Raw genomic sequence first — 18,881 nt, 5'->3', positions numbered from 1 at the left:
TAACGGGTGATTCCCGATTTCATGAGTTCTTCGCCGAAGTTACGCAAATATCCAAGCTTGCAACCGGTAAGTCTGTCACGATGCAACAAATGTCTCCCGCATCGACAGATCGTCCTATTTTCATTTTCCGTCATTTCTCTGCGCCCCTGCGCCTCTGCGGGAGATAATATAATTTCCCCGAGCCACTCATCCTGGCCTATTATTTTCCTCCCGCAGAGGCGCAAAGGCGCAGAGTTTTTATGATTCAAGATGATTGACGCAACGGGTGATTCCCGATTTCATGAGTTCTTCGCCGAAGTTACGCAAATATCCAAGCTTGCAACCGGTAAGTCTGTCACGATGCAACAAATGTCTCCCGCATCGACAGATCGTCCTATTTTCATTTTCCGTCATTTCTCTGCGCCCCTGCGCCTCTGCGGGAGATAATATAATTTCCCCGAGCCACTCATCCTGGCCTATTATTTTCCTCCCGCAGAGGCGCAAAGGCGCAGAGTTTTTATGATTCAAGATGATTGACGTGACGGGTGATTCCCGATTTCATGAGTTCTTCGTCGAAGTTGAACGAGTATCAACTAATTCATCGTCAATATTCGCTTACATCGCAAAATATTCCAATTCTGAAATGGAATTTATATAAACGTGTCTTTGTGTCTTTAAATATTGAATCCATTGGTATAAAATCGCATTTTTATTATCACGTAATTTTTGCTCAATATAATCGACATTCGCTATTACGATGAGCTTACCTATGGCGCGTGTCGTTGCCACATTTATTAGCCGCATCGACTCGGATCCATGTCCTTGGCTTAAGAAAGGAGCCAACAATTTTTTCGGATAACAATCAACCAGATCAAAAATAATCAATTTCATTTCTCGTCCTTGGTACCGATGGACCGTTGAGGCCTCAACTTTTGAATTGGGGTATAATTTGTTTAGCTGTTTAATATTTTTCTTGATATGTCGCGCTTGTTCTCTGTAAGGCGTGATGATACCGACAGATTTTACGCCGGAGATCAATGCCTGTTGCGTTAAATTGATGGTCAGTTTGGCTGAATTAAGGTTTACCCAACTACCTCCCTTTGTTTCGCACCATGGTGTCGAACTGGTACAAATCCTTGAAAGATCCACAAGTATGCAAGCCTCATTTGCATATGGTTCCAGACATTGCGCATCAAAGTTGGGATGGGTTTCTTCATAGCCATTTTTTAACTTGCCATGATAAACAATGTCGATAATCGAGTTGGCAACTCTGGGATGGCAGCGAAATTGAGTATCCAATATGGTTAATTCGGTTAGGTTTTGACCGCTCACGATCTTTCTGATGATTCCCAGCTTGTCGAAGATACTTTTACTCAGCCATTCGGCATTTTTGTTTTCGGCAATCGGAGATAATTGATAAAAATCTCCGCACAAAATTGCTTTCTTTTTTGCCAGGGCGCACGTTGTATAAAGGCTGGGGCAAGGGGCCATGCTTACTTCATCCACAATGACAACATCAAATGTTCTTTCTCTTAATTGAGTATTTAGCGTAGCCGAAGTTAAAGTGGTTCCCATAACTCGCGCGTTTTTCAGCAATTCATATTCGAAATTTTTGTTACCCTCCAATTCCCTTTCCAAATCAATAATTTCGGAACTGGTCCTCTTTAAATCATCGCTTAGTTTGGCGATGGCTTCCAGGTTACCATTTAATTTAGCCTTGGTTATTCCTTCCGAATTGAGCGTTTCCGCGTATTGCTCATACTCCGCTTTGGCTTTGGTTAAAAGCTCGTTTTCTTCACGGCATCTTGCAATGGCCTTCTCCTTTTGAATTCCGAGATTTATTGTGAGTTCTAACTTTTGCGAAAGCGCTAACTCAAAGGTTTCTCTTTGGTGCTTTCGAATTAACTGGTTTACAAAGAAACTTCTATCGTAATTTATCAGCCAATTTTTAAGAGAGCTAATTTCATTTTCCACTTTGGCGATTTCCAGTTCAATCGTTTTGAGTTCATTTATTGCCCAATCATATTGGCGTTGGCATGTTTGATATTGATCATGCTTCTTACGTAACACTTGCAGCTTTTTATAATCTTCTTCATATTCCTTTTGGAGCTGAAGCCGCCGGGTCGATAAATCGTCCTTTTCCTTTCTGAGCTCATTGATCCGACGACTGATTTGGGATTTCTTCTCCAACATTATATATCCGGGAGTAATCGGTTGGATTTTTTCGGAACGGGTTACCCGCCACCGGATGATTTGACCCGCTTCGATTGCTTCCTTGGAAAAAGTGTCAATTAGTTTCTCCATCAAGTTATCCACCGCTTCATTGGTATGAGCGGCGATTAAGATGCTTGACCCCTTTTTAACTAAAATATCGGCAATAAAACTGAGGGTGACTGATTTCCCGGTTCCGGGTGGCCCCCAGATATATGTAGCATCCGAACCCAAAGCTTTCTTTACCGTTTCACATTGGCTGGCGTTAAATTGAGGCGGAATATCATTGTAGTCACTTAGCTTAGTGCGAATCTGACGAATGCCGAACAAAGCATTGGCGAGATCTTTCGGCGGATTCTCAGCGCGATCTTTGATTTTACAAACGGTATTTTTGACACCTTCAAGCAATTTGGTGTCATCAATAATAAGAAGCGCCTTATTTATAATATCCGGTAAATCTTCTCCGGAAATATATAGTGATAAAACATCGTCGTCCACCCCAATAATCGTGGCGTTATATTTCCGACCCTCCTTGTTCATTTTTCCGTTGATAAGCGTTACTTCAGCCGGGGAATCTGGGAATACATTGTAGGAAAACTCAAAAAATCGATAGATATTACCGTTTGAATCGCTTAAGGCCTTTTCCCCATCCTTGATTGTAAGCGGACGGATTTTTGCTTTTTGCTTTCTGGTTGCGATTTCCAAGTCTATGGAGGTGATGAATTCCTTAAGGAGAGTATTTAGATCCATAGATTATTTACTCCAAAGTTAATCCTGAATTTGGCCAGCTGGAACCCCAAATGCTTTTTCATTATTAACAAAATCATTTCTCCGCAGCGTTATGACTTCAAGACGATTGACGCAACGGGTGATTCCGAATTTTATGAATCCTTTCGCTAAAGTTAAACAAGTATCCAAGCTTACAGCCATCAGTCAATTGTCGAGGTATACCGATTTCTGTATCCACAATGAGCGTTCCAATTTTTATTTCCCGTCATTTCTGCGCCCCAGCGCCTCTGCGGGAGATAATATAATTTCTCCGAATCTATCCCGGCCTATTATTTATCCTCCCGCAGAGGCGCAAAGACGCGGAGTTTTTATGATTCAAGATGATTGACACAACGGGTTATTCCCGATTTCATGAGTTCTTCGCCGAAGTTGAGCAAGTATCCAAGCTTGCAGCCAGTAAGCCTCAAATATGTTTGAACCTGCTTTTTATGAGCGGCTGTTACCTGTTCTACCGACTTTAGCTCCACGATAACTTTTCCTTCCACAATCAGATCGGCCCGGAAACTCTCATCAAATTGAATTTCTTTATATACAATCGGAATCGGCACCTCCCGTTTAACTTGTAAACCCCGTTGCTTCAGTTCGTATTCCAATATTACCGCATATACCGATTCAAGCAGACCGGGCCCGAGTTCGCGATGCACTCTAATTGCCGTATCGACTATGAGCGCCCCAATTTCATTTTCCGTCATTTCTCTGCGCCTCCGCGCCTCTGCGGGAGATAATATAATTCCCCCCCCCGAATCACTCTTCCCCGGCCTATTATTTCTCCTCCCGCGGAGGCGCAAAGGCGCGGAGTACTATCATTCAGGGCGATTGACACAATGAATATATTCCCGGTTCATGAGTTCTGCGCCGAAGTCAAGCAAACCCAGCGTCACTTCTATCCCAATTATACCACAATATAACAAAAAATCCGTCTTTCCGCTTGCTCCCGATTATGAAGGCGGTTTTATATCTCATAGAAATAAGCGGCCCTGTCACCTCCTCCCAAAAGCAAAAAAGACCCGCTACACATCTTGTGGCGGGTCCTCCCCCCTCTCGGATCACTCTTGAGTGATCCGCATTATCTTGCCTTCCAGCTCCTCCAGCGTACTTCCCAATAGCAAAATAAGCTTCTCCAGATTCAACCGGTCCGGGATCGCGATGACATCCGGCAACTCCCCGCAACTCCGCAGCACCGCCTCAAGGTCGCGCGCAAAATCCTCGTCCGACTGCCGGTAGCCCTCGGGGACCGGCATCTCGGCAATCCGGTAATCCCCTTTGCGGCAGGCCCGGCGGATCGCCTCGTTATTCCGCAGGTTGATGACGCAACGCGCCTCCGGGAAATATTTTCTCACGATCAATAGCGTATTTCCCATATACGTGCTGGCTCCCATCTCCGGCGCGGTGCTGGCCACCGCTTTCCCCTTGACCCGGATGATCCGGCCCGGGATGCCGGCCACTTGGTCGAGGGTCTCGCTGTCCGCGGCGGCATAAGCGATGTTGGCGCCGATCTCCGGCAGCAGCGGAGCCAGCTCCCGCTGGCACAAGCGGTTCACGGTTTCCTGAAGCTCCCGGCAGAGCTTTTGAGCTCTTTGCTGTTCGGGGCGCTGCGACCGTTCCTGAATGACGGCGGCGGCGTTGAAGAAGACATCCCAGAATTGATCGATGGCCGGGGGAACCAGCGGGAAACTTTGGCCTCCCGCTGCGTAGACGCAGCCTTTCTCCGGACCGGTCACCTTGCCGATGATCCGGGCCGGAATTCCGGCCTCGCCGTAGGCGGCCAACAATTCCGGCGTATACTCCGGCGCGCAGGTCAGGACCAGAGTGCCCTCGCTGATGACTTCCCAGGGGTCCAGTCCGAAATAACCGCAAACCGCCCGGATATCCTCGGGAATCAAGATATCGTCCCTGCGGACCGCGATCCCCTGCTTCGCGGCCTGGGCGATCTCCCAGAGGCCCCGCTTCAGTCCGCCCTCGGTGGCGTCATGCATGGCGTGGACGCCGGGGTTGCGGGCCGCGATGGCGGCGTCCCGGACCACCGACACCTCCCGCAGGCGCGCCGCCGCCCGTTTGACGATCTCCGCCGGCAGGCTTCGCAGCAGCTGATCTTTTAGTTCGTAGGCCAATAGCGCCGCCGCTTCCACGCCGGCCCCCTTGGTCATGACGATGTCATCGCCTTCCCGCGCCCCTTTGGGGGAAACATAGGCGTCGCCATGGCCCCAGACCGTGATCCCGCCGATGGTCGGAACGGTCACCGCCCCGTAGAAACCGGTGTGGCCGCCCACAATGGCGATCCCCAGTTCCGCCGCATACCGGCTGATGTTGGCGATGAGCGAGCCGACGTATGCTTCGGCCGTGCCCGGCGGCAGCAACAGCGAATAGGTCATGTACCGGGGCCGGATCCCCATCACCGCCACGTCGCTGGCGCCAATATGGACCGTGAGAAAAGCGAAATCCTCCGGGGACATATTCAGGCTCGGGAAGATCGGATCCTCGGCAATGGCCATATAGCCGTCGCCCACCCGCAGGATCGCCGCGTCCACCCCCATGGCGGGTCCGATCACCACCCGCGAGTTCTCATGGCCGACGCTCGCGATAATGTTGCGCTGAAAAAAATCATCATTGACTTTGCCGATCATGGGTTGGTTCCTCCTTAAATAATAGTTTGATTTTGGAATCCGTTTGAAATCGCAGTTGTGCAAGCTTAACCTTCCATGGAGCCGGCCTGATGATCCCGCAAACCAAAATAAAAAAGCTATACGCGCCAACGGAGGCGTATAGCTTTGATCACCTTTTTTCCCTTCGCCGGCATTATCCAGATCAGGTTCTATGGGTCGGAACAGAAAAGCAGTTCCCTCTCAGCCGGATTCATCCAGCTCCCCGTCAACTTGGCTATGCAATTGTTTTGAAACCTACATTCAGTTTAGTCTTTCCGGCGGCGGATGTCAATGGATTCGGCCAAAATCGCCAGCGACGGTCCTTTATCGGCTTTTCTCCGGACTACGCATTGCCTTCCAATCGTCCCGGGTGATGGCCATCATACAGAAATCCCGGTACTCCCCCTGAACCAAGGCGAATTTCCGCAACACTCCCTCAAGGCTGAAACCGGCCTTCTCGCCGCTGCGGCGCATTCCGTGATTGTCGACGCGGGTCAGGAACTGGACCCGCATCAGCGGCTTGGTCCCAAACAAGTGGTCCACGAAAAGCTCCAGGCATTCCCGACCGATCCCCTTGCCCCGGGCCGAAGGTTCGGCGATCAGGATGCCGATCTCCAGCGCCACATTGCTCCCGGCGACTTCATGGTAGCTAAGGATGCCGATGGGGTTGCCCTCCAGGTCCTCGATCAGCGCATCCAGCCGGCCCTTATCCCCGAGCACGGCTTCCATTCCCTCCAAAAATTTCTCTTCATTTACCAATATCGTATCCATGAACCCACCCATGCTCTCTTGATCGCTCCGCCATTGATAGAGCAGCTCCAGGTCATCCTTTTGCAACGGCCGGATCGTAACCTGCTCGCCGATTAACACCGGGTCCTCCCCCTCTCCATCCTATTTTTTGGCCTGATAGCGGTCTTTTTGATCGAAATACGTCATATCCGCGTACCCGGCGTAGATTTTTCCGGAATGCTTGACTCCGGCGGGGAGAAAATAGCGGTCTCCCTTGGTGAAGCTATGGGGAACGCCGTCGATGCACAAGTCGATCCGGCCTTCCAGGACGATGCCCCATTGCGCGGCGTGGGCATGTTCGGCCAGATCCACGTCTTGGCTGAATTCCATGAAGATGATCTGGTGGTTTTCGGCCTGCGAAAGATAGGCCTTGATCCCCGGCAAGGGGATGTCCGCCTCCGGCAAGGCCAGAACGGGCGCGGGAAACAATTCGGACATTCTAATCACTCCATCTGAAATTTTTAATCAAGTTACGATCTTCGGCAGGAAAATCCCGCCATCCGTGTTGAACCAATATGCAATCTGAATTCTTTTGCGGAAATTAATGAATCGTTTCTCGCAAATCAGGCGCTTCCAATTCATGTCCATTGCAGGAGAATACCCATGACCAAAAAACTGATCATTATCAACGGACCGCCCGGCGTCGGCAAGACCACCGTCTGCCGGGAACTCCACCGCCGGCTCGCGCCCTCGGTCTGGCTCGACGGCGACTGGTGCTGGATGATGAACCCCTTCGTCGTGACCGAGGAGAACTGCCGGATGGTCGAGGACAACATCACCCACCTGCTGCGGAACTTCCTGTCCAATTCCTCCTTCGAATACGTCCTCTTCAACTGGGTGATGCATTACGAATTCATCTTCGATCTGATCCTGGCCCCGCTCCGGGATATTCCCATCGAGCTGGTCAAAATCTCGCTGGTCTGCTCCCCCGAAGCGTTGCGGGAACGGATGGCGCGGGACGGCCGGACTGAGGAGCAGATCACGCTAAGCCTGGAAAGGTTGAAACTCTACCATTCCTTAAACACCGCCAAAATCGACACTTCCAGCCTGCCCGCGGCGGATGTCGTCGCCCGGGTCCTGCGGCAGATTCCGTCCGGGCCGGCACTCCCGGCAGAATGATAAAAGCCGTCGCGCCAGCGACGGCTTGGTCCGTGACTCTCAGCCCACTTGCACCTGGGGCAGACAGGCCATTCCCTCCTCCACCATCGCCTCCGAGTAATCGACATCCTCCAGATGATCGCGGAGATACCCCTCATAGGCCGCCAGATCGAAATGTCCGTGCCCGCTGAGGCAGAACAGGATCACTTGCTCCTCGCCCCGCTCCTTGCAGCGCAGCGCCTCCTCGACGACCGCGCTGATGGCGTGGGCCGACTCGGGCGCCGGCAGAATTCCCTCGGTCTGGGCAAAAAAGACGGCGTTCCGGAAGACATCCTTCTGGAAGACGGCCTGCGCCTCGATCAGGCCATCGTGATAGAGCTGGCTCACCAGAGCCGAATCGCCGTGGTAGCGCAAGCCTCCGGCATGAATCCCGGGCGGCACGAAGCCGTGGCCCAGGGTATACATCTTGGTGATCGGCGTCAGCTGGGCGGTATCGCCGTAATCATAGGCGAACTTGCCCTTGGTCAGGGTCGGGCAGGCTTTCGGCTCCACCGCGATGGCCCGGAGCTTCCTGCCGTCCCTCATCTTGTCATGGAGGAACGGGAAACTGATCCCGGAGAAGTTGCTGCCCCCGCCGCAACAGCCAATGACGATGTCGGGGTACTCATCCACCTTCTCCAGCTGGCGCTTGGCCTCCAAACCGATGATCGTCTGGTGCAGGATGACATGGTTCAAGACGCTGCCCAGGGCATAATTGGTGTCATCGTGGCTGGCGGCGTCCTCCACCGCCTCGCTGATGGCGATCCCCAGACTCCCCAGGGAGTCGGGATGCTCGGCCAGGATCCGCCGGCCCGCCGCAGTCAACCGGCTGGGGCTGGGAATCACCTCAGCGCCGTAAGTCTCCATCAACAGCTTACGGTAGGGCTTCTGTTCGTAACTCACTTTCACCATGTAGACCGTGCATTCCAAGCCGAACAGCTTGGCGGCGATGCTGAGGGCCGAACCCCACTGGCCGGCCCCGGTCTCGGTGGCTAGCCGCTTGATCCCCGCCTGCCGGTTGTAATAGGCTTGCGGCAGCGCGGTGTTGAGCTTGTGGCTTCCCGACGGTGAATTCCCCTCATACTTGTAATAGATGCGGGCCGGGGTCCCCAGCGCCTGCTCCAGCCGGTACGCCCGGTACAAAGGGGACGGCCGGAAGGTCCGGTACAGTTCCCGGACTTCATCGGGGATCTCGATAGACCGCTCCGTCGCGACTTCCTGCTTGATTAAATCCAAGGGAAAGATCGGGGTCAGATCGGCCGGACCCAAGGGTTGTTTAGTTTGCGGACTCAAAGAAGGAGACAATGGGGTGGGAAGATCGGCCTGGATATTATACCAGGCGGTGGGGAGTTCCTCTTCACTCAGGTAAATCTTGTACGGAACCTTACTCTGCTTGCTCATCAGACTCATCTCACCTTTCTAAAAGAGTTGTGATAAACCCGGCTAAAAAGCCGGAAGGGTCACAACGATTGCTGGAAGCAAGTGATAAAGTCGTTTTAAAAAATCATTTTGCAGGACGCTTGACTTGAAAGACTTTATCATGGCTTCTAACGCTTGTCTGGTAATCTCACAAAAAGATTACCAAAATATTCTATAAAAAAACCGCCCCAAAGGCAAGGGCGGTCATTCCGCTTGGGCTCCAGATTATGTCATTTTGAGGCCGATTGCGCTGCCAAACACCGGCAAACGCCAAATTGGGGGTCCCCGACTAGCGGCTCATAAATCCGCCGTCCACCGGGATGACCACGCCGTGGATATAATCCGAGGCCGCGGAGGCCAACAAGAGGGTGATTCCTTTCAGATCCGCCGGAGTGCCCCATCTCCCGGCCGGGATCCGCTCCATGATCGAGTCGAAACGGGTCGGATTATTCTTGAGGGCGGTATTCATCTCGGTATCCATGTAGCCGGGGGCGATGGCGTTGACGTTCACCCCGCGGCCGGCCCATTCGTTGGCGAAGGCCTTGGTGATCTGGGCGACCCCGCCCTTGGCCGCGGCATAGGCCGGGATATTCAGGCCGCCGCTGAAACTGATCAGCGAGGCGATATTGATGATCTTCCCGCGCCCCGTGGCGAGCATGATCCGCCCCGCCATCTGGCAGAGCTCGAAGACCGCCGTCAGATCGGTCTCCAGCACCCGGTCCCAATCCTCCAGGGGAAACTCCTCGCAGCGGTGGCGGATCTGGATCCCGGCGTTATTGACCAGAATATCCACGGTTCCCAGGGCCTTGAGCGCCGCTTCAAAGACTCTGCGCCGTTCCAGCCGGTCGCCCAGATCGCCCCGGACCGGGTAAACCTGGCCCAGTTTCCCCAGATCATGCGCTGCGGCTTCCACCCGTTCCGAGCGGCCGATGATCGCCACTTCCGCGCCGTGCTCCAGCAGAACTTCGGTCATGGCCAGCCCCAGACCGGCCGCGCCGCCGGTGACGATCGCCTTTTTGCCGCTGACGTCCAATAAATCGCTCATGGGATACACCTCTTTCTGAAAATACGCTCCGCGCCGGACAGCAAAATACTGGCTTGCGCCAGTATTTTGCGGAATTGTTTTTTTGCTACTTGTGGATCAAATGGCAGGCTACCCAATGGTTGGACTGGTCGGCCTGAAAGACCGGTTCCTGCCGTTTGCAGATATCCATGACTTTCGGGCAGCGGGTGTGAAAACGGCAACCCGAAGGCGGATTGATCGGACTGGGCACGTCGCCGGTAAGGATGATCCGTTCCCGTTTGGCCGTCGGATCCGGTTCCGGAATGGCCGACAGCAGCGCCTGGGTATAGGGATGCAAGGGATGATTATAGAGTTCATCGCCATCGGCCAGCTCCACCATTTTGCCGAGGTACATGACGCCGACCCGGTCGCTGACGTGCTTGACCACGTTCAAGCCGTGGGCGATGAAGAGATAGGTCAATCCAAACTCTTGCTGCAAATCCTTGAGCAAGTTCAGTACCTGCGACTGAATGGAAACGTCCAGCGCCGAGACGGGCTCGTCACAGATGATCAGGCGCGGCCGGGTCGCCAAGGCGCGGGCGATGCCGATCCGTTGCCGCTGGCCGCCGCTGAATTCATGCGGATAGCGCCGGACATAGCTGGGGTCCAGACCCACCATTGCGAGGATATCCGCCACTTTGGCGCGGCATTCGGCGCCGCGCGCCAAGCCGTGCCGGATCAGCGGTTCGGCGACGATCTGCCCCACCGTCATGCGCGGGTTCAAAGAACTGTATGGATCCTGGAAGATGATCTGCATCTGATGGCGAAGCCGGCGCAACTCCCGCGGCGGCACCTGCGCCAGATCAGTCCCGGCGAATTGAATCTTGCCGGAGGTCGGCTCGATCAACCGCAACACCAGCCGGCCGACGGTCGTCTTGCCGCAACCGCTCTCGCCCACCAGGCCCAGCGTCTCGCCTTCACGGATGGTAAAACTGACATCGTCGACGGCTTGTACCGTCGACAGCACCTTGCCGAGGAGGGTCCGGTTGACCGGGAAATGCTTCTTTAAGTTTTCAACTACGACTAAATCGCCCATTATTCCACTCCCTCCCCGCTCCGCAACCAACAAGCGGCCCGCCGCCGTTCTCCGAGCGTCAGCAGTTCGGGTCGTTCGCGCCGGCAACGCGGACCAGCGTCCGGACAGCGCGGATGGAACGGACAGCCGGATGGCAAGCGGCTCAGGTCGGGAACCGACCCGTCGATCACATAGAGCCGGTCCTTGTTCCCGGACAGACGGGGGATTGATCGCAATAAGCCGACCGTGTACGGATGCAACGGCTCGGCGAAGATCTCTTGCACCGGCGCTTCTTCGACGATCCGGCCGGCGTACATCACCAGCACCCGGTGGGCCATCTCGGCCACGACCCCGAGGTCATGGGTGATCAGCATGATCGCCATCCCGAATTCCTCGCGCATTTTGCGCATCAGGTCCAGAATCTGGGCCTGAATGGTCACATCCAGCGCGGTGGTGGGTTCATCGGCGATCAGCAGGTCGGGATGGCAGGAGAGCGCCATGGCGATCATCACCCGCTGGCGCATTCCGCCGGAAAGCTGGTGCGGATAGTCCAAGGCCCGTTTTTCCGGCGAAGGAATCCCGATGGTCCGGAGCAAGGCCACCGTCTTCTCCCAGGCCGCCGCGCGGTCCAGTTTTTGATGGAGCATGATCGTCTCGGCGATCTGCTCCCCGATCCGGTGGACCGGGTTGAGCGAGGTCATCGGCTCCTGGAAGATCATCGAGATCTTGTTGCCCCGGATCTGGCGCATCTTCGCTTCGGAGAGCGCCAGCAAATCCTCGCCGTGGAAATTCACCTGGCCGCCGACGATTTTGCCGGGCGGATTCGGGACCAAGCGCATGATCGAGAGCGACGTCACGGATTTGCCGCTGCCCGACTCGCCGACAATGGCCACGGTCTCCTTCTCCTGCAAACTGAAACTGATATTATCGACTGCCCGGACCAGTTTTCCGTCGGACAGAAATTGGGTCTGCAAATTTTGTACGCTAATCAATTCCGGCATTTCAATCTCCTACTGTTTCATTCTGGGATCGAGCGCGTCCCGCAGCCCGTCTCCCAACAGATTAAAGGCCAAAACGGTGACGGTGATGGCGATGCCCGGGAAGGTCACGATATGCGGGGCCGAAAAAATGGCCGACCGGCCGCTGCCCAGCATCGCGCCCCACTCCGCCTCCGGCGGTTGCACGCCCAAACCCAGGAAGCCCAACATCGCCGCTTCCAGAATCGCCGCCGAGAACCCCAGGGTGGCCCGGACGATGATCGGCGCGGTCACGTTGGGGATCACGTGATGGAAGATGACCTGAAAGTCATTGTTGCCGATGGCGCGGGCCGCTTGGACGTAATCATTCTCCTTCACCGACATCACCGAACCGCGGACGATCCGGGCATACTCCGGAATGGACACGATTCCGATGGCGATGATGGCATTGTCGAGGCCCCGCCCCAGCGCCGCCATAAAGGTGATCGCCAGGAGCAGCGGCGGGAAAGCCAGCATGATATCCATCAAACGCATCAACAAATGATCAACCACGCCGCCGTAATAGCCGGCCGCCGCCCCGAAGACGATCCCGATCAACAGCGAAATGAGGACGGCCTCGATTCCGACCTTCAGCGAGATATGAGTGCCGTAAATGATCCGGCTCAGAATATCCCGCCCCAATTCATCGGTTCCCAGCCAATGGGCGGCGCTGGGCGGCTGCAAGCTCTCCGGCATGTTGCTGGCCTTATAGTCATAGGGAGCCAGCCATTGGCCGAAGAGCGAAACCAGGATCAGGATCACCAGAATCGTCAGACCGACCATGGCCACTTTATTGCGGCTAAAACGTTTCCAAAAATCCCGCCAGGGCGAAGACTCTTCCACCGGGGCGGTTTTCAGTTCGGTATTTAATTCCACCGACATTGAATTTCTCCTTAAGCCTATTGATAATGAATCCGTGGATCAATATACGCGTAGAGCAAATCCACCAAGAGATTGACGACGACAAAGACCGCCGCCACCAAAATAACACTGCCCTGGACCACCGGAAAATCCGAGGCCATAATGGCATTGACCGTATAGTTACCGATGCCCGGCCAGGAAAAGACCGTCTCGGTCAGAACCGCGCCGCTCAATAATAACCCCAATTGCAACCCGATGACAGTGACCACCGGAATGAGGGCGTTCTTCAGCGCGTGATGGTTGATGACCGTCTTTTCATCCAATCCTTTGGCGCGAGCGGTGCGGATATAGTCTTGTTTAATCACTTCGAGCATGGTCGACCGGGTCATCCGGGCGATGATCGCCATCGAATAAGCAGCCAAGGCGATTCCCGGCAGAATCAGGTGCTGCAGCGCGCTCCAGAAGGCTTCCCAATTGCCGGTCAGCAGGCTGTCGAGGAGATATAAATTGGTGATGGCCGTCGGTTCCATGCCGATCGCGATGCGGCCGGCCACCGGCAGCCAGTGCAGATTGACCGCGAAAACAATGATCAGGATCAAGCCCAGCCAGAAGATGGGCATCGATACTCCGAGTAAAGCGCCGACCATGCTGACATAGTCGAAGATCGAATAACGTTTCACCGCGGAGACGACTCCGGCGGTCACTCCCACCACCGTGGCAATGAACAGGCTGAAGAGTGCCAATTCAATCGTGGCCGGGAAACGCGCCAGCAGTTCTTCCGTGACCGAACCGCGGGTCATGAGCGAACGGCCCAGATCGCCATGGAGCAATTGCCAGAGAAAGCGTCCAAATTGGACGAAGATCGGATCGTTCAGCCCCAATTGTTGGCGGAGCGCCTCGATCTGCGCCTGGGTCGCATGTTGTCCCAACATCAGCGCGGCCGGATCGGCATTGAAGAGGTGCATGACCATAAAAACGAAAAAACTGACCCCCAACAGCACCGGAATTAACATCAATAATCGTTTGATTGTATATTTCAGCATCTCAAATCTCCCTGCTTGAGAGAATTACAACTTTGGATTCCAAGTATAGGTTGAAATAAATATTTGAGTAAGCTTTTCCATCCGTGAAGCATGGCTGGAAAAGGGCAAATCACGGTATTTATTTCAACCTATGAATCAAGGAAATATGTTGCAATGATTTTGAATGTACAAAACTTGTTGCAACATATATAGCTTACGGCAGGATGGATTCCAGTTTCAGGAATCAGGCACCCATCTTACGCACGGGAAGGGATGCGCCACGGCGCATCCCTTCGTTTCCCTGTGAAATAAAACGACTTTATTTGGTGGTCCCTTCCAACCAGGTTACGCCGGTCGGATGCGGGTTGAAGCCTTTCACGTTCGGACGGTAGGCATACAGGTCGGTGGCGTGGCTGATGAAGACCCACGGCGCTTCTTCGACCAGAATCTTCTGGAGATCCTGATAGATCTTGACCCGCTCTTTCTCATTCGAAACCAGCGTGCCTTTACGCAACAGTTCATCCACTTTGGGGTTCTTGTATTTGGCCGAATTCAGGGTCGTTTCGATCTGGCTGCTGTCCAGCAAGGACAGGAAGTTGTCGGCATCGCCGTTGTCGCCGATCCAGCCGTAGAAGAAAGCGTCGCCTTCCTCGCCCTTAAACAGAACGGGTTTGTATTCAGTCCACGGATACACTTTGATGTTGGTCTTGACGCCGATCTTCAACAGTTCGGCTTGGACCGCCTCGGCCAGTTTCACGCCATTGACCGGGTTGTAAGGCCGCGGATTGGAATAGGTGATGAAAGTGAAGCTGAAGTCCTTGTATCCGGCTTCGGCCAGCAATTTCTTGGCTTCGGTCGGGTTATAGCCCAACGGTTTCAGTTTCGGATCATAGCCGGGGATGAAGCTCGGCAACGGACCATTGGCCACTTCGGCATAGCCCTGATAGAGATATTTCACCAACTCGGCGCGGTTGATCGCCATGGAGATGGCGCGGCGCACTCTGACGTCGTTGAACGGCTTTTTGTGGGTCAAAAAGCCCATGTAGTTGATGTTCATGCCCGGCTTCTTGAGCACTTTCACGCCGCTGGATTCCAGCTTTTTGACATCGTTCGGATCGACGCCGTCCATCATATCGATGGCGCCGGTGATCATCTCGCTGGCGCGAACCGAATTTTCCTTGGTCGTCTTGAAGATGACTTTATCGGCGAACGGCTTCTTGCCCCAGTAGTTGGCGTTCCGGGAGAGCACGATCTGTTGGTCTTTATCCCATTTTTCGAACTTGAAAGCGCCGGTGCCCACCGGGTGCTGGTTGTAATCGGCGCCATACTTTTTGACTGCGGTCGGGCTGACGATCGGAGCGGCCATGCACATCGCCAGGTTGGCCAGGAACGGCGCGTAGGGATGTTTCAAGGTGAAACGGACGGTGTAATTGTCGATCACATCGACCTTCTTCACCGGTTCAAAAGTGAACGAGGCATACGGCATGTCATCGGTGGCGTTCGGCGGCAATTGCCGATCCACGTTGAATTTCACCGCGGCGGCGTTGAACGGGGTGCCGTCATGGAATTTCACGCCTTTGCGGAGTTTGAAGGTCCAGACCAAGCCATCCGGGCTTTGGGTCCAGGAAGTGGCCAGGCACGGTTGGATGTCGGTTCCGCCCGGTTTGTAACGAACCAGGTTATCATAGATGTTAACGATAATCTTGCCCGACTCGCCGTCATCCACGTAAGCGGGATCCAAGCCGCGCGGGTCGGCGCCTTTGGCGTAGACCAGAATCTTTTGGGATGCCGCGAAACCCAGCCCGCAGGCTGAGACGACCAGCAACATCACCATGACAAGCAATAGAAGCTTGCGCATCAATCCATTCCTCCTTAATTTTTCTTTATTCAATGGGGATGAACCCATTCCGACGAAATCCGCTATATAGGATGAAATAAATATCTTAACTAAGATTTGCATTCCTAATGCAACGACTTTTAACAACCGTTTGCATAGCAAAGCCGAATGCATGAAATCAAAACGGAATTTAATTCAACTTATATAACTGCAGAAAAACCGCTCGTCCACCTTGAATGATGACCGTGGGCCGTAGCGGTTACCAACCTTCCAAAAGAGACTTGCATGAAGTGAGAAGCAAGATGCAATATCCCGGAGCCATGAACCAGTCGGCAATTCTCAGTTGGTTATCATAGATACAATCTGTTATGTTTATTTACCAAAAAAACCAATGATAACACTTGTCTGACATACATTTTATCACTTGACCACTATGGTGTCAATTCAGGAATTGATTTCCTTCAAAGCCAAATCAAAGCGAATCCGCTTCGTGAATGCCTCTCGAATGAAAGCGCAATCCGGAAGAAAATTTCTTCCAGGAATCCAACTGCGGCTTGCAACAGCGCAGGCAGAAATTTTGAACGAGTGTTGAAACGGGACGGCTACCCGTTATCGTCCTGCCCTAGGGTTGATTTCCGATGAAAGAAGGAGATAATACAAGGTTTCTAACGCCGGCAGATATGTTCCCCGCAAACTTCCGGTCACCGGGGAAAAAGACTCCGGTGAAAGGAGGATTTTTTGAGGGGGAAAACACCTGCGCTGACGGAGCGGAGATCTTCAATGGAGTAAAAAGCCTTGGGATTGAATTGATGAATGATCCGGTCCACTTCGGGCAGGTTGTTCCGCCGGATCACGGTATAGACGATATTCACCTTGCCGGTGGTGCCGTAAGCGTCGACGACCGTCACCCCGAATCCGGCCTGCTGCAAGCCGTGCAACAGATCGGCGACCGGCTTCTGAGTGATGACCCGCACCACCAGCGTTCCGACGGCCAGTTTCTCCTCGATGCTGATCCCGACAAAGTTCCCGGTGGCGAAACCCGCGGCATAGCCGATGTAACCCATGGCATTGTCGAGGTGTTGCATAATCTGCCCGATGGCCAGCAGCCAGATGAGCACCTCGAAGAAGCCCAGGAACGAAGCGAGCGCTTTGCGGCCCCGGGTCACCGCGATGATCCGGATCGTGCCGATCGTCACATCGCAGATGCGCGCCAAAAAGATTAAACCCGGCAGCACCAGCCAGGTGAAGACTTCCTGATTCATGGCAAGACTCATCGGGACACTCCTTCTCCGCTTTGGGCCTTCCGTGCCCCGCCGCTTGAAAATCTTAAAATGAAGAATTAGCCGCGGCGGCGCCAATCCCTCTTGCCAATAAACGGTCGAGCTGCCGTGATCCGGCGCTTCCAAACCTATTTTCCAGTAAAAGGAGGATTCTCTTCCGGGACAGGCCGGTATATAATAAATCTAACCAAAAGCCATGTGATAAAGTCTTTCGAACCGAAAATCAGTTTACAAAAGGTTGACAAATGACTTATCACTTGCTTTTCTGAGCTTTTGTGAACACCCCGACCTTCGGACGGGGTTTATCACAACGCTTCTAAATCGAATCATTCATCTGAATCGCTTAATCCCCTTTTAAAACCAAGGGGAGCGGGGGAACCAATTCTATGGGGTGAATCACCGACCGGAGCCAGGATCAACAGCCGCAAGCCCGAACCACGACGGTTCAGACTGCGGTCTCCACGACCGGACATCCGCCACGGTGTAGGGGTACTCTTCATTCCGAACCCGACAGCTAACCTCGTCAGCGTTGAAAGAGAGGTGACATGGCGGCACATATTCCAAACCATGGTTTCCTCCATGGTTTTTTTATTCATCGGCTCAATTGAATGCGACAGAACGCTTTTGAACGGAGTCATCCATGGCGTAGAGGTGATTGAAAATGTTAAAGACCTGCTTATTAGGACTGGGCCGGACCGGGGCGGTGGTCGCCGAACAACTGTTACGTTCGGAAGATTTCGACCTGGTTTCGGTGATCGGCAAACCGGGGAGTTCCAAAGCCGGGCGTCCCCTTTCCGAAGTGCTGAATTATCCCGGCGATCTGGTGATCGCCGATGCCGCCAATTTGCAATCGGAGATCCATCAGCAACATTTCCGGGTGGCCATCGATTTTACCACGCCCGAAGCTACTTTAAAAAACGCCAGGATTCTGGCTGAGAACGGCGTACATATGGTCATCGGCACTACCGGCTTCAACAATATGCAACTGCACGAGTTACGAAATCTGGTCCAGCAGTACCGGGTCGGTCTGGTTTACGCCCCGAATATCTCGGTCGGCATCAACCTGCTGCTCTCCATCGTTAAGACCGTGACCCGGCTGATCCCCCAATATGACGTGGAGATCACCGAGTCATGCCACAGAGATAAAATCGACGCCCCCTCCGGGACCGCCTTGAAGATCGCCAATGAGATCAGCCTGATCCGCCAGGCTACCGTCAACGGTAGGATCAGCTTCGGCCGAAAGGGCAACAAGCCCCGCGGCGACGAGGAGATCGGGATCCACTCGATCCGGGCGGGCGGCATCGTCGGCGTACACCAGGTATTGTTCGCCGGAGAAGCCGACGAACTGGAGATCACGCACCGCTCCTATTCCCGGGCCATCTTCGCCGAGGGCGCCCTGAAGGCCGCGGCTTTTATCGCCGGCTTGAAAGGTTTCTACCATATGGAGGACGTTTTGCTCTCCGAACGGATGGAACGGGATATCCGGGTGGCGGCCAACCGCCTGTATCTCAACTTTAACTGACGCGACGCGATTGTGACGTGCGCGGCTGAGACTTGACTTCACTTGATCGACTTGTTGAAACCGGCCCGGGGTGCAATTCCCCGGGCCGGTTTCGTTTCGTACGGAACTGCAACGCTCCTTGGGTCACTGAAAATGTTCGTACAGTTGCTGTGTCAGTTTGCACTGTCTCCGAGTCAACTTGCACTGTTACTGAGTCAGCTCACACTGTTACTAAGTCAGCTCGCACTGTTACTAAGTCAGCTCGCACTGTTACTAAGTCAGCTCGCACTGTTACTAAGTCAGCTCGCACTGTTACTAAG

General features: G+C 53.8%; 15 protein-coding genes and 2 riboswitches. Of the genes, 2 read left to right on the top strand and 13 right to left on the bottom strand.

What is annotated here, in order from left to right:
• Positions 1 to 594: 594 nt before the first annotated feature.
• From EDC14_RS07545 to EDC14_RS07525, 5 genes are all read right to left on the bottom strand, one after another.
• Positions 595 to 2,940: an AAA domain-containing protein gene (locus tag EDC14_RS07545; protein WP_132013661.1), complete on the bottom strand. Its 2,346-nt coding sequence runs from the start codon at positions 2,938 to 2,940 to the stop codon at positions 595 to 597.
• A 347-nt stretch (positions 2,941 to 3,287) separates the two neighbouring features.
• Positions 3,288 to 3,671, bottom strand: coding sequence for a GxxExxY protein (locus EDC14_RS07540; RefSeq protein WP_132013660.1), 384 nt, complete (start codon positions 3,669 to 3,671; stop codon positions 3,288 to 3,290).
• Between the two features lie 354 nt (positions 3,672 to 4,025).
• Entirely contained in the window at positions 4,026 to 5,603 is a 1,578-nt protein-coding gene (locus EDC14_RS07535; RefSeq protein ID WP_132013658.1) for a thiamine-phosphate synthase family protein, read from the bottom strand.
• A gap of 141 nt (positions 5,604 to 5,744) precedes the next feature.
• Positions 5,745 to 5,857: riboswitch (TPP riboswitch) on the bottom strand.
• A gap of 88 nt (positions 5,858 to 5,945) precedes the next feature.
• Complete coding sequence (locus tag EDC14_RS07530) at positions 5,946 to 6,491, bottom strand: GNAT family N-acetyltransferase (protein WP_132013657.1); 546 nt, start codon at positions 6,489 to 6,491, stop codon at positions 5,946 to 5,948.
• A gap of 21 nt (positions 6,492 to 6,512) precedes the next feature.
• Positions 6,513 to 6,848, bottom strand: coding sequence for a cupin domain-containing protein (locus EDC14_RS07525; RefSeq protein WP_132013656.1), 336 nt, complete (start codon positions 6,846 to 6,848; stop codon positions 6,513 to 6,515).
• Between the two features lie 165 nt (positions 6,849 to 7,013).
• Between EDC14_RS07525 and EDC14_RS07520 the strand changes: the two genes are divergently transcribed.
• Positions 7,014 to 7,529, top strand: a complete 516-nt coding sequence (locus EDC14_RS07520; RefSeq protein ID WP_132013655.1) for an AAA family ATPase — start codon at positions 7,014 to 7,016, stop codon at positions 7,527 to 7,529.
• A gap of 39 nt (positions 7,530 to 7,568) precedes the next feature.
• Here EDC14_RS07520 and EDC14_RS07515 read toward each other — a convergent pair whose 3' ends face one another.
• The 8 genes from EDC14_RS07515 to EDC14_RS07480 all read right to left on the bottom strand — a co-directional run bounded on the left by EDC14_RS07515 (position 7,569) and on the right by EDC14_RS07480 (position 17,054).
• The gene (locus EDC14_RS07515) at positions 7,569 to 8,948 is read right to left on the bottom strand and encodes a TrpB-like pyridoxal phosphate-dependent enzyme (protein WP_132013653.1); all 1,380 of its coding nucleotides are present in this window, start codon (positions 8,946 to 8,948) and stop codon (positions 7,569 to 7,571) included.
• Between the two features lie 307 nt (positions 8,949 to 9,255).
• A complete protein-coding gene (locus EDC14_RS07510; RefSeq protein WP_132013651.1) occupies positions 9,256 to 10,011 on the bottom strand; it encodes an SDR family oxidoreductase in 756 nt (251 codons plus the stop codon).
• Positions 10,012 to 10,096: 85 nt separating this feature from the next.
• Complete coding sequence (locus tag EDC14_RS07505) at positions 10,097 to 11,065, bottom strand: ABC transporter ATP-binding protein (RefSeq protein WP_132013650.1); 969 nt, start codon at positions 11,063 to 11,065, stop codon at positions 10,097 to 10,099.
• Positions 11,065 to 12,045 (bottom strand): ABC transporter ATP-binding protein, encoded by a 981-nt coding sequence (locus tag EDC14_RS07500; protein WP_132013648.1) that lies wholly within the window; start codon positions 12,043 to 12,045, stop codon positions 11,065 to 11,067. Before EDC14_RS07500 ends, EDC14_RS07505 begins: the two co-directional genes overlap by 1 nt.
• A 9-nt stretch (positions 12,046 to 12,054) precedes the next feature.
• A complete protein-coding gene (locus EDC14_RS07495; RefSeq protein ID WP_132013647.1) occupies positions 12,055 to 12,942 on the bottom strand; it encodes an ABC transporter permease in 888 nt (295 codons plus the stop codon).
• Positions 12,943 to 12,959: 17 nt separating this feature from the next.
• Positions 12,960 to 13,964, bottom strand: coding sequence for an ABC transporter permease (locus EDC14_RS07490; RefSeq protein WP_132013646.1), 1,005 nt, complete (start codon positions 13,962 to 13,964; stop codon positions 12,960 to 12,962).
• A 298-nt stretch (positions 13,965 to 14,262) separates the two neighbouring features.
• Positions 14,263 to 15,801 carry an ABC transporter substrate-binding protein gene (locus tag EDC14_RS07485; RefSeq protein WP_132013645.1) on the bottom strand — a complete coding sequence of 513 codons (1,539 nt, stop codon included), beginning with the start codon at positions 15,799 to 15,801 and terminating at the stop codon, positions 14,263 to 14,265.
• Between the two features lie 680 nt (positions 15,802 to 16,481).
• Positions 16,482 to 17,054 (bottom strand): DUF2179 domain-containing protein, encoded by a 573-nt coding sequence (locus tag EDC14_RS07480; protein ID WP_132013643.1) that lies wholly within the window; start codon positions 17,052 to 17,054, stop codon positions 16,482 to 16,484.
• A 336-nt stretch (positions 17,055 to 17,390) separates the two neighbouring features.
• Positions 17,391 to 17,605, top strand: a riboswitch (cyclic di-AMP (ydaO/yuaA leader).
• Between the two features lie 116 nt (positions 17,606 to 17,721).
• On the opposite strand from EDC14_RS07480, the gene dapB reads away from it, so the two are divergent.
• Positions 17,722 to 18,582, top strand: a complete 861-nt coding sequence (gene dapB / locus EDC14_RS07475) for a 4-hydroxy-tetrahydrodipicolinate reductase (RefSeq protein WP_132013642.1) — start codon at positions 17,722 to 17,724, stop codon at positions 18,580 to 18,582.
• The last annotated feature ends 299 nt before the right edge of the window (positions 18,583 to 18,881 follow it).

The organism is Hydrogenispora ethanolica, from assembly GCF_004340685.1.
GTDB classification, from domain to species: domain Bacteria; phylum Bacillota; class UBA4882; order UBA8346; family UBA8346; genus Hydrogenispora; species Hydrogenispora ethanolica.
The sequence above is the reverse complement of the archived record's forward strand: the minus strand, read 5'-3'. Positions and strand labels throughout refer to the sequence as shown.

Coding starts and splice junctions, on each gene's coding strand:
- EDC14_RS07510 (WP_132013651.1), bottom strand. CDS start 10,011: ATGAGCGATTTATTGGACGTCAGCGGCAAAAAGGCGATCGTCACCGGC.
- EDC14_RS07535 (WP_132013658.1), bottom strand. CDS start 5,603: ATGATCGGCAAAGTCAATGATGATTTTTTTCAGCGCAACATTATCGCG.
- EDC14_RS07505 (WP_132013650.1), bottom strand. CDS start 11,065: ATGGGCGATTTAGTCGTAGTTGAAAACTTAAAGAAGCATTTCCCGGTC.
- EDC14_RS07520 (WP_132013655.1), top strand. CDS start 7,014: ATGACCAAAAAACTGATCATTATCAACGGACCGCCCGGCGTCGGCAAG.
- EDC14_RS07480 (WP_132013643.1), bottom strand. CDS start 17,054: ATGAGTCTTGCCATGAATCAGGAAGTCTTCACCTGGCTGGTGCTGCCG.
- EDC14_RS07545 (WP_132013661.1), bottom strand. CDS start 2,940: ATGGATCTAAATACTCTCCTTAAGGAATTCATCACCTCCATAGACTTG.
- dapB (WP_132013642.1), top strand. CDS start 17,722: ATGTTAAAGACCTGCTTATTAGGACTGGGCCGGACCGGGGCGGTGGTC.
- EDC14_RS07490 (WP_132013646.1), bottom strand. CDS start 13,964: ATGCTGAAATATACAATCAAACGATTATTGATGTTAATTCCGGTGCTG.
- EDC14_RS07495 (WP_132013647.1), bottom strand. CDS start 12,942: ATGTCGGTGGAATTAAATACCGAACTGAAAACCGCCCCGGTGGAAGAG.
- EDC14_RS07500 (WP_132013648.1), bottom strand. CDS start 12,045: ATGCCGGAATTGATTAGCGTACAAAATTTGCAGACCCAATTTCTGTCC.
- EDC14_RS07485 (WP_132013645.1), bottom strand. CDS start 15,801: ATGCGCAAGCTTCTATTGCTTGTCATGGTGATGTTGCTGGTCGTCTCA.
- EDC14_RS07540 (WP_132013660.1), bottom strand. CDS start 3,671: ATGACGGAAAATGAAATTGGGGCGCTCATAGTCGATACGGCAATTAGA.
- EDC14_RS07515 (WP_132013653.1), bottom strand. CDS start 8,948: ATGAGCAAGCAGAGTAAGGTTCCGTACAAGATTTACCTGAGTGAAGAG.
- EDC14_RS07525 (WP_132013656.1), bottom strand. CDS start 6,848: ATGTCCGAATTGTTTCCCGCGCCCGTTCTGGCCTTGCCGGAGGCGGAC.